A 10,983-nucleotide genomic window follows, 5' to 3' on the forward strand; every position below is an offset into this window, starting at 1 on the left:
CTATATGTCCCCCTTGGCGCCCGGCCTTTGCCTTGGCGCATGTCGAAAGCCTAGGCAGGCGCTCGTGCGACGCCATTGCCCAAATGACGTATGGCGGTTGCGCAATCCGCCATGAGAATCTTGACGAGTGTCAGGATTTCTTTTTCGGACCGTAATGATCGTCCTGCCCATGTTCGGACGACACAGGGCTCCAGTAGCGCGGCGGCAGGCCTTTCTTGCGCATCGCGATTCCAGTCAGGCAGGCGTTCAACAGGTAATTGCTGTTGAGCGCGGTCTTGTAGCTGGTGTCGAGATAAGGGGCGACTTCGACGATATCGATGCCGGCAATATCGTTTTCGGCGCAGAGCCGCCGCATGATCGGCTGCGCCTCCCGCATGGTGAGGCCGCCAGGAACCGGCGTTCCCGTGCCCGGCATGAAGGCCGGGTCCAGCACATCGACGTCGAAGCTGATCCACAGTTTCTTGGCATTCTGGCGCGCTTCGGCGATGGCGCGGTCCATCACCTTGTCCCAGCCATGTTTCTCCACCTCTACCATGGTGTGGTAGCGCATCCCCTTGTTGCGCATCCAGCCGAAGGTCTCGAGATCCGGGCCGCGCGCACGCAGGCCGACCTGGATATAATCCTGCGGCCGGACATGGCCTTCGTGCAAAACGCGATAGACGGGCGATCCGTGGGTGATCCAGTGAACGCCGTTGCGCCCGACATCATAATGGCTGTCGAAATGGACGACGCTGACATTGCCCTTGCCATGGACGTCCGCCGCCGCCGCGACATTGGGATATTCCAGACTATGGTCGCCGCCGATGACGATCGGGATCGCGCCGGTGCGGGCGATTTCGCGCACCATCTCGCGCACATGGGCGACCGACCGTTCGGTGCTGTTCTGGTCGATGGCGATGTCGCCATAGTCGACAATCTCCAGCACGGAGCCAGGGTTGATCATCGCATACATGTCGTTGCCGCCCGCGCCGCCGGTCATGCGCAGCGCGCGCGGCCCGTCGATCGCGTTGCGCCAGCCCGATCCCATATCGAGCGGCGCGCCGACGATCGCGACATCGACCTTGCCCGCCTTCAAATCTTCCGGCGTCATCGCGACGGGCGCACCCGCAAAAGTCGCAAAACCGCCACGCCGCCCGCCGACGTAACGGCCAAGGTCCATGGGGCCAGCGTCGCGCTTGGGGTCCATCACCAGCGGGCGCTTGGCCTTCCAGGCGTTGAACCAGGCCGACCGGGTGTCGAGCGGGATCGTCTTGGCGTCGCGCCCTTCCTGATATTCGACCTGCGCATGGAGGGCGGCGATCGCGTCGATACAGGCGGTCAGTTCGGCCGCCGGCATAGTGCGGATGCGGTCGAACAATGCATCCTTTTCTACATAACGGCCGGTGCGCCCCTGCTTGATGAGGGCCACTTTCTCCGGTGCAATGCCAGAAAGCTTCGCCATGACATCGGCGGGAATCTCGATGGGCTTGGGTTCGCCCATGATATCTTCCTGCGGCAGAGGCGGCGGCGGGTTGGGCGTGTCGAAGCCATTGCCCGCCACCACGGCGGAGGCCGCCGCGGCCGCCGCCATGCCCCATCCGCTTATCGCATTGATCGATGGCATGTCGGTTCTCCCCGGTTCAGCGCTTGGCGGTCTGGACCGGCGTCACGCCCGTCTTGCGCATCGCGATGCCGCTGAGGCAGGCGTGCAATATGTAATTGGCGCTCATCCGGCTGACATAGGTCGGGTCCAGGATCGGCGCTGCGTCGAGCAGGTCGAAGCCCACCACCTTGGTCTGGGCGCAGATCTGGCGGACCATCGGAATGGCTTCGCGCATGGTGATGCCTCCGGGCACCGGGCGACCGGACGCGGGCGCATCACCCGGATCGAGCACGCTCATGTCGAAGGAGACGAAGACATTTTCCGGCCCCTTCTTCAGGCCCGCAACCAGATCGGTCGTGACGGCCTGCCAACCCCGTTCCTGGATCGCCGCCGTCGGCACGATCTTAGCGCCTGCGTCGGTCAATCGCTTCTGCGTCGCCGGGCCAGCATCGCGGCCATGCAGGCCGACCAGCGTCACGTCGCTACCGCGGAGCAGATTCTGCTCCAGCAGGCGGGTCAGCGTCTGGTTATCGGAAATCAGATGATCTCCGTTCAGTTCAGCGTCCGCATGGGCGTCGAACTGAACCAGCGCGACCTTGCCCGCGCCATAGATGTCGACCATCGCAGCGACATCGGGGAACATGATCGTATGGTCACCGCCGACGATGAACGGCACCACGCCCACGCTCGCCATTTCGGCGATCATCGCGCGGATATGGTCGAGGCCGCGATCAGGCGCCATATAGTCGGGCGTCAGGTCGCCATAGTCGGCGATCGAGAGGACGAGGCCCGGATCGACCCCGCCATCGGCATCCGCGCCGACAAGCCCATCCATGCCGCGCAAGGCCATCGGCGCATGCTTGGCGTCGCGCCAGCCCGAGGAGAAATCGAGCGGCACGCCGACGAAGGCGACCTCCACCTTGCCCGCGACCAGATCCTCCTTGCGAATCGCGACCGGCGCATCGGCGAAGGTCGGAATGCCGCCCTTCTGGAACATATAGCGTTTCAGGCTGAACGGCCCGTCATCACGCGCCAGCTTGTCGAACATCTTGGGGCGGACGACGGTGCTGGCGTTCCAGCCGCGCGCCTGCGGGTTGAGCGCAATTTCCGCAGGGTCGCGGCCTGCCTTATATTTACTGTCCTCCACCACCGCCATCAGCGCGGCGGCATAGGCATCGACATCGGCGGCCGGGCGGCCAGCCAGCGTGACCTGCAATTTCTCCGGCGTCAGGCCGAACCGCTCCAGTGTAGCCGGATCTGACAGGAACGCCTTCTTTTCGGGCGAGAGGCTGGCGAGCGCATCGCCCTGCGCGAAGGCGGGGGCGGACAGCGTTGCGAGGGTCAGGCAGGCGGCCGCGCACCGTGCCGGCAGGGTGGAGCGAGCCATCAATTCTTCTTCCCATAATAGGTGTCCAGGCCATGATCGACCGAGACAGGGTTGAGATAGCCGGGCTTGAGGCCCTTCTTGCGCATGGCGATGCCGGCCAGGCAGGCGTTCAGCAGGAAATTGCTGTTGAGCGCGGTCTTGTAGCTGGTGTCGAGATAGGGGGCGACTTCGACGATATCGATGCCGGCGATGTCGTTCTGGGCGCACAGGTTGCGCATGATCGGCTGTGCTTCGCGCATCGTGAGGCCGCCGGGAACGGGCGTGCCGGTGCCGGGCATGAAGGCGGGGTCCAGAACGTCGACATCGAAGCTGATCCAGAGCTTCTTGGTGTTCTCGCGCGCTTCCTTGAGCGCGCGGGCCATCACCTTGTCCCAGCCCCATTTCTCGACTTCGACCATCGTGTGATAACGCATCCCCTTGTTGCGCATCCAGCCGAAGGTTTCGAGGTCGGGACCGCGCGCGCGCAATCCCACCTGGATATAGTCGCTGCCGCGCACATGGCCCTCGCTGATGACACGATAGACTGGCTGGCCATGGTCGAGCAGATGCACGCGACCGCGTCCGATATCATAATGGCTGTCGAAGTGGATGACGCTGACATTGCCCTTCCCATGGACGTCGGCGGCCGCGGCGACATTGGGATATTCCAGACTATGGTCGCCGCCGATGACGATCGGGATAGCGCCGGTCTTCGCGATCTCGCCCACCATCTCGCGGACATGGTCGACGCTGCGCTCCGTGCTGTTCTGGTCGATGGCGATGTCGCCATAGTCGACGATCTTGAGCGCGGCGTTGGGGTTGATCATCGAATACATATCGTTGCCCGCCGCGCCGCCGGTCATGCGCATGGCGCGCGGCCCGTCGATCGCATTGCGCCAGCCCGACCCCATGTCGAGCGGCGCGCCGACGATCGCGACATCGACCTTGCCCGCCTTCAGATCTTCCGGCGTCATCGCCACCGGCGCGCCTGCAAAGGTGGCGAAGCCGCCGCCCCAGCCGCCGACATAGCGGGTCAGCTCGATCGGGCCGGCCGCCCGCCTGGGGTCGAGCGCGCCCGACCGTTTCGCCTTCCAGGCGTTGAACCAGGGCGATCGCGTATCCAACGGGATCGATGCGGCGTCGCGCCCGGCCTTATATTCGACCTGCGCGTGCAGCGCCTGCATCGCGGCGATATAGGCGCTGATCTCCTGTGCGTCGCCCTTGCGGATACGATCGAACAGCGCGTCCTTCTCGACGTAGCGGCCGGTGACTCCGCTCTTGAGGAATTCGACCTTCGCCTTTTCGATGCCGGCCAGCTTCGCCTCGACATCCTTGGGCAGTTCCAGCGGCTTGGGCCGGCCCATATCGTCTTCCAGCGGCGTCTGCATCGCGGGAGTCCCCGCGTTCCGGTCGGGCGCATGATAAGGCAGGTCGCCAGCGACCGCAGCACCGATCGCAGCGATCCCGGCCATGCTCCATCCGGTGATGGCGGTCATTGACGGCATGCATGTTCTCCAGCCCCACAAGCGGGCATAGGCGTCAGGAAAGGGCAGGAAATCCTGCTGATCGCGCCATGGGTAGGCGGGCGACGCACCGCATCCCAATGGGGCATTTGACGTAGGACCGGTCCATGGCGGGAGAGACGGATAAGCTACGTCAAATGCCCCATGTCTGAGTGCCTGCGCGCTCCATAGCCTTCCCCCATGCCAGAAAAGGAGGTGGCGGATCACGCCGCCCGCCGCGCCATTGCTGCATCACCGACGCATCGTGGCCGATCCAGGCAGAGGATTACGACCGGGGAAAAATTGCAAAAGAAGGGGAACACCATGTCGTATCGCGCAAAGCTCAAGCTGGCACTATTGTCCGCGACGATCATATCCGGCGCCGTCGCGGCCATGCCCGCCATGGCCCAGACCGCCGCGGCGGCGGCCGAAGCGGAAGGCGACATGATCGTCGTCACCGGCACCCGCCGCAGCACCACGCTGATGGAAACGCCGATCAACATTTCGGCCATCGGGGCTGCCGAACTGGCCAGCGAACGGCTGGACGACGTCCGCGACCTGGGCGCGTTCACGCCCGGCATCACCGTCACCGACACCGGCCCGCGCGGCGCGGCCACCATCGTCATGCGCGGCCTTTCCGCCGATGACAGTGGCGCGTCCGGCGCCAACTACGACAATGCGATCGGTACCTATCTGGGTGAAATCCCGCTCTACCTGGACTTCAAGTTCATCGATATCGAGCGCGTGGAAACGCTGCTGGGTCCGCAGGGCACTCTCTATGGCCTGGGCACGCTGGCGGGCGCGATCCGCTACATTCCCAACCGGCCCGATCCGACCCGTTTTAGCGGCGAAGTCCATGGTCGCGCCTATGACGTCGCCCACAGCAAGGGCGTCGGATATGTCGGCGACGCCACGCTGAACATTCCGATCATCAAGGACGTGTTGGCGTTCCGCACGGCGACCGGCTATTATTACGATCCCGGCTTCATCGACTATCCGTTCCTGGTGGCGCAGCCCGGCGTGTCGATCGCCCAGCCGGGCGGCGTGGACAATCCGCTCGGCACCCAGGCGCAGCAGGACGCCAATTTCGCCGGCCGCAAGGATCTGAACTTCGAAAAGACGTTCACGACCCGCAACCAGCTCGGCATTTCCGTCCCCGATTTCAACGCCTATCTGACCTATGCCTATCAAAAGACGCGGACGGCCGGCAGGCAGGCGACCACCGCCGGTGTCGTGGGCGAAGGCAAATATGAAGCGGCGGGACGCTATGCCGAACCGTCGACCCGCCGGTCGCAGCTGATCAGCCTAGAGATGGAAGCGCAACTGGGCGATGTTGCGCAGGCTGTCTGGGCATCGGCCTTCACCAAGACGAAGAACAATACCGTCGGCGACGTGACCGACCTGCTGCTCGATCTAGACTATGATTATGAGCTGTTCCCGGCCTTTGCCGGCTATACGACGGGCATCAACACCCGCAAGCAGTTCAACCAGGAAATCCGGCTGGTTTCGACCCATGGCGGCCCGTTCAGCTGGGTCGTGGGCGGCTTTTACAACAGCATGAAGTTCCGGTCCGACAGCGTGGAACGACTGCCGGGCTTTGCAGAATTCGCCGCCTCGCCGATCGGCAGCGCAATTTACGGCGGCTTCTACGATGGCCTCGTCCGCCCGGATGGCGCGGAATATGTCTCCTTCACCCGGTCGAAGACGGAGGAGCAGGCCGTGTTCGGCGAATTGAGCTTCAAGCCGATCCCGCAATGGCAGATCACCGCCGGGGGCCGCTATTTCCGCTACGATACGTCGATCACCGGCGGTTCCGATACGCCTATGACCCGTTCGGGGCGCCGACGGATGCCCTATCCCAGCCTGACCATCGATCCGTCGCGGGTTCGGAGCGGACAGGCGGGGGACGACGGTTTCGTGTGGAAGTTCAACACGTCGTTCAACTTCACGCCAGACCTGATGGCCTATGCCACCTACAGCAAGGGCTATCGCATCGGCGGCGTGAACCGCGTCGTACCCTGTATCCAGCCCCTGCCCGCCGGCCAGAATCTGTGCGCCCTGCCGAACGAACTGACATTCGGACCGGACAAGGTGAAGAATCTGGAACTGGGGATGCGCGCCCAGTTGTTCGACCGGCGCCTGTCCACCAGCATCTCCGTCTTCCAGATCAAATGGGACGGCATCCAGCTGGCCAGCCAGACGGTAAACGGCGCGATCGGCATCACCGCCAATGGCGGCAAGGCCAAGTCCCAGGGCGTCGATTTCACCTTCAACGCCCGCATCACCGACCAGTTCACCGTCCGCGGCAACTATTCCTATCTGGATGCGAAGCTGACGGAGGACGTGCCAGGCCTGTTGTCGACCGCGACCGGCAGCGCCGACCTGTTCTCCGGCGATCGCCTGCCCGGATCGGCGAAAAATTCGGGCGCGGCGTCGGCGGTCTACACCATGCCGATGGGCGACAACGACCTCCGCCTGAGCTGGACCGCGACCTATACCGGCGGCATCCTGACCCGTCCGGGCGCGCGCGGCGGTGGCGAGCGCCTGCCGTCCTATGTGATGCATCGCGCATCGGCGACATACAGTACGGACGTCTGGGAAATCAGCCTGTTCGCGAACAACATCTTCGACAAATATGCCCTGACCGGCGTGTCGAACGACCTGACCCGCTATGGCCAGGTCAATGACGGCATCATCTATCGCGGCTATGCCCAGTCGGTCGCGCAGCCGCGCACCATGGGCGTCGAGGGCCGCGTCAAGTTCTGATCCGGCACCTGCATGACGTAAAAAGGGCGTCTTCCCAGGCGGAAGGCGCCTTTTTTGCCCGTTCCGGCCCGCCGTCCCCTGTGCGACGTCCAAAGGGCGCCTGACGCCAAGGGGCTGAATTGGCAGCATAAATGGCGCGCATGCTGCCCGGAACTTCCCGAACTTCATGCATATGCGCTATTGCGAATGATTTTACGATGGATAAGAGCCTGTGATATCAAGCCTTTATCACGACAGTTCCGGTGTAGGAAAGATCAGTCGATCGCGATTCCCTGCCCCGCCAGCCAGTCGCGAACCGGGGCGAGCGCCCCTTCATGCCGTTTCCAGCGCGCCACCGCATCGGCACTGAGCGGGCGGCGAACCTGCGCCGCGCTGGGCGTCGCGACGGCGGCCTGGTTTTCGTGGAAGGACAGGCAGGCCGCGTCCCACCCCAGCCCGACATGCGCCAGCAGGCGGCGCGTCTCGCCCTCCTGATCGGCGACCAGCGCTTCGTAGGACAGTTGCAGCACCCGGCCGGGGAAAAGCCGGTCCCACAGCGCCAGCAGCCGGTCGAACCGCGCATAATAGCGCGCAATGTCCATCAGGTCGTAGCTATAGGCATAATAGGCCGACTGGCTGGCGAAGAGATTCTTGTAGTTGCTCCACACCGTATCCATTGGCTGGCGGCGCAGGCAGATGATTTTCGCCTGCGGCAGCGCGTGCAACATGTGCCCGATATACAGGAAATTGGCCGGCAGCTTGTCGATGAAGCGCCGCTTGCCATCGGCCCGGTGATGGCCTGCGCGCGCCATATAGGCCTGTCCCAGCGCCCGCGGATCGGACGCGGCGCTGGCGGCAATGGTGTCCGGGTCGATCACCAGGCGGGATCGCGTGCCGGCAAGCTGCTTCACCGCCAGCGGCATCGCCTGCAACTCGCCCGCCGACCCGACCTGCGGATGGGAGGAAAGGATGCGGTCGACCAGGGTCGTGCCGGTGCGCGGCATGCCGGTGACGAAGATCGGTGCAGGTTCCTCCAGCCCTGCCCCCCAGCCCTGCGGCGCGCCGTCCGCGAACAGCCGTTCGATCGCATCGAAGATCGCCGCATCGGCCGCGCCATCATAGCCGATGGCCTGCTTGTGCGCGCCATTGGCGGCGGACAGATGGGCGAAGGCTTGGGCGGCGTTGCCCATATCTTCATGGCTCTTGGCCAGCGCATAGCGGATACGCAGCCTGTCTTCGGGCTTTGTCGCAGCGGCGAGTATGGTTTCCAGGCGGGAGACATGGTTCGCCTCCGCCGTCTGCCGCGACAATATGGCCAACGCATAATGGACCCGCGCATCGCCGGGATCGATGCGCAATATCGCTTCATAATGATCCCGTGCCGCATCGACCCGACCGGTGAAGCCGCAGGCGGCAGCGAGATTGTAGCGATAGCTCAGATTATCCGGCTCGGCCGCGACCGCCCCCTCGAACGGCCCGACCGACGCCGCATGATCGCCCAGCCGCGCCAGCACGCAGCCGATCGTGTCATGCGTCAGGGCATCTTCCGGCCCGGCCGCCAGCGCCGCGCGCGCCGACCGGCCCGCCTCGCCATCGCGGCGCAGCAAGATCAGCAGGCGCGCATATTGGGCGAGATGTTCGGCCTGCCCGCCGCGCGCCACCGCCTGTTCCAGCATCGGCAGCGCCTGGGCCACCTGCCCCGCTTCGGCGGCGGCCATGCCCAGCAGGAAGAAACCGGCGGGGCGTTCGGGCTGCGCCATGGCGAGCCGCTGCGCCGCCTGCGCGGCGGCGGGCAGGTCGCCCCGCGCCAGCGCCGCGCGCGCCAGCGCCTCCAGGCTCATGCCATCCCCAGGGTGAAGCCGGCCACCCGCTCGATCGCCCAGAAACAGCCGATAATCCCCGCGCCGTAGAGCGCGGCCTGCCGCACCCACTGGTCGCGGTCGAAGATCGCCGCCAGCTTCAGGGCGCCGAGCACGCAGGCGACGAAGATCAACTGCCCCAGTTCGACCCCGCCGTTGAAGAAGAGCAGACCCGAGAGCCGTTCCTGCGGCGCGACACCCAGTTCACGCAGCACCGTCGCGAAGCCCAGCCCATGGAGCAGACCAAAGCCCGCCACCACCGCCAGTTGCCGGCGACGCTTGGCCGGATCGGTCCCGTCCTCCGCCTTCGCGCGGATCGCTTCGCGCGCCATGAAGGCGATGGAAAGCGCGATCACCGCCTCTACCGGCGGCACCGGCACGGTGACGATGTCGAAGAAGGCGAGCGCCAGGCTGAGCGAATGGCCGAGGGTGAAGGTCGTCACCAGCCCCAGCAGGAAGCGCCCGCGCGCCAGCAGGCAGAGGCACAGGACGAAGGCCAGATGATCCCAGCCGCCCAATATATGGACGATGCCCTGTCCCGTATATTCGACCGCGATTTCGGGCAGCGCGCGGCTGCGCGCCGCCGTTTCGCCGATCGGCAGGGACAGGCTGTCGCCATCGGGCTGGAGCGCCTGCTGCACCCGCGCGCCGGTGGCGGTGGACAGGAAGGTGCCGCCATCGACCGCCCAGGGGGTGACGATCGCATCGTCGGCCGCCAGCGCCCGGTCGCAGGCGATGCCGATCGCATAGCGGGTCATCACCGTTTCGGTCAGCTTATCCCGGCTCGTTTCGCGGCACCCTTCGGGCAGGCCGAGCGGCCGGTCGCTGGCCAGGACCGAGGGGACCGAGGCGCTCAACTCGAAACTGCCGGGGTCGGCGCCCTGCTGGATGGTGAAGTCGCCGACGCGGAACACGTCCGCCTGCGCCGGGGCGGCAAAGCCCAAGAGCAGCGTCAGGATCAGCAATAGGCGGCGCACCATCATTGCTCCACCTGGATGCGATAGCCGCTTTCGAGCTTGCGCACTTCCTGTTCGACCAGCGCGCCGGTTTGCGCGGCCAGATAGTCCTGGCTGACCTGATCGCGCACATCGGTATAGGGCAGCATCGCGGACGGGCCGCGATCGCGCACCCGCGCGAAATGCCAGCCGCGGGTCGATGGCAGCGGGCCGATCCATTGGCCGGTCGGCGCCTTTTTCAGCGCGTCGGTGAAGGGCTGGCCGAACATCCCGCGCACCATCGATTCGCCGTAATTGGGGAGGTCGTGGCCCATCCAGAAATCGTCGCCCTTGACCGAGCCGCCCGCTTGCAGCTTCGCGAGCAGGGCGGCGGCATCGGCGGGCTTGCGTTCGAAGAAGACATGGTCGAGCGACATGCGCGGTTCGGCGCGATAGAGATCGCGATGCGCGGCATAATAGCCCATCAACTGGTCCTCGCTCGGGTCGGCCGGGGCGCCTGCGATCATGAAGCGGACCCGGTCGATCAGCCGCTGCTTGGTGGTCTTGTCGGTCATATGCATCCCCCGCTCCACCGCGTTGCGGAACAGCAGTTCGTCGGCGACATAATCGTGGATCAGCTTGGCCTTCGCCTGCGCATCGGGCTTTCTGCCCGCCATCATCTCATAATCGTCGGACAGGCTTTTCTGGACGGACAGCGGCACGTCGATCGTCTGGTGCCGGGCGCTGACGGCCCAATAGAGCAGGAAGATCCCGCCCGACACGGCCAGGAAGACGAGGAAGGGATCGCGCGCCGCCAAAGCGCGCAGCGGGGCAGTCAAACGGCGCATCAGCGCGGACATCCTTTCACAGCCGCCCGGCGGGGCGGACGTTCTTCGTCCAGCTTATGACGATCCTGCCACCGCGCCCCTCTACGTCAAATGACGCATGGGTCGGACCACGCCTCCTGGCCCCCTGCCGTCATCCCGGCGAAGGC

The 10,983-nt window shown here is 65.2% G+C and carries 7 protein-coding genes; 1 reads left to right on the forward strand and 6 read right to left on the reverse strand.

The window, feature by feature from the left end; translation table 11 throughout:
* Positions 1 to 130 precede the first annotated feature (130 nt).
* Genes K9B33_RS06715 through K9B33_RS06725 form a run of 3 tightly spaced genes read right to left on the reverse strand, consistent with a single transcriptional unit; the run spans position 131 to position 4,453 of the window.
* Entirely contained in the window at positions 131 to 1,603 is a 1,473-nt protein-coding gene (locus K9B33_RS06715) for an agmatinase family protein (RefSeq protein ID WP_224547609.1), read from the reverse strand.
* A 16-nt stretch (positions 1,604 to 1,619) separates the two neighbouring features.
* Positions 1,620 to 2,969: an agmatinase family protein gene (locus tag K9B33_RS06720; RefSeq protein WP_224547611.1), complete on the reverse strand. Its 1,350-nt coding sequence runs from the start codon at positions 2,967 to 2,969 to the stop codon at positions 1,620 to 1,622.
* Positions 2,969 to 4,453: an agmatinase family protein gene (locus K9B33_RS06725; protein ID WP_224547613.1), complete on the reverse strand. Its 1,485-nt coding sequence runs from the start codon at positions 4,451 to 4,453 to the stop codon at positions 2,969 to 2,971. The genes K9B33_RS06720 and K9B33_RS06725 overlap by 1 nt, the downstream gene beginning before the upstream one ends.
* A 321-nt stretch (positions 4,454 to 4,774) precedes the next feature.
* On the opposite strand from K9B33_RS06725, the gene K9B33_RS06730 reads away from it, so the two are divergent.
* Positions 4,775 to 7,216: a TonB-dependent receptor gene (locus tag K9B33_RS06730; RefSeq protein WP_224547615.1), complete on the forward strand. Its 2,442-nt coding sequence runs from the start codon at positions 4,775 to 4,777 to the stop codon at positions 7,214 to 7,216.
* Between the two features lie 254 nt (positions 7,217 to 7,470).
* On the opposite strand, the gene K9B33_RS06735 is transcribed toward K9B33_RS06730, so the two are convergent.
* The 3 genes from K9B33_RS06735 to K9B33_RS06745 are packed head-to-tail and all read right to left on the reverse strand — an operon-like array spanning position 7,471 to position 10,837.
* Positions 7,471 to 9,036, reverse strand: a complete 1,566-nt coding sequence (locus K9B33_RS06735) for a tetratricopeptide repeat-containing sulfotransferase family protein (protein WP_224547617.1) — start codon at positions 9,034 to 9,036, stop codon at positions 7,471 to 7,473.
* Positions 9,033 to 10,037, reverse strand: coding sequence for a HupE/UreJ family protein (locus K9B33_RS06740; protein WP_224547619.1), 1,005 nt, complete (start codon positions 10,035 to 10,037; stop codon positions 9,033 to 9,035). Before K9B33_RS06740 ends, K9B33_RS06735 begins: the two co-directional genes overlap by 4 nt.
* The gene (locus K9B33_RS06745) at positions 10,034 to 10,837 is read right to left on the reverse strand and encodes a peptidyl-prolyl cis-trans isomerase (protein ID WP_224547621.1); all 804 of its coding nucleotides are present in this window, start codon (positions 10,835 to 10,837) and stop codon (positions 10,034 to 10,036) included. The genes K9B33_RS06740 and K9B33_RS06745 overlap by 4 nt, the downstream gene beginning before the upstream one ends.
* Between the last annotated feature and the right edge of the window lie 146 nt (positions 10,838 to 10,983).

The sequence above is a fragment of the Sphingobium sp. 3R8 genome, from assembly GCF_020166615.1.
Lineage (GTDB): Bacteria > Pseudomonadota > Alphaproteobacteria > Sphingomonadales > Sphingomonadaceae > Sphingobium > Sphingobium bisphenolicum.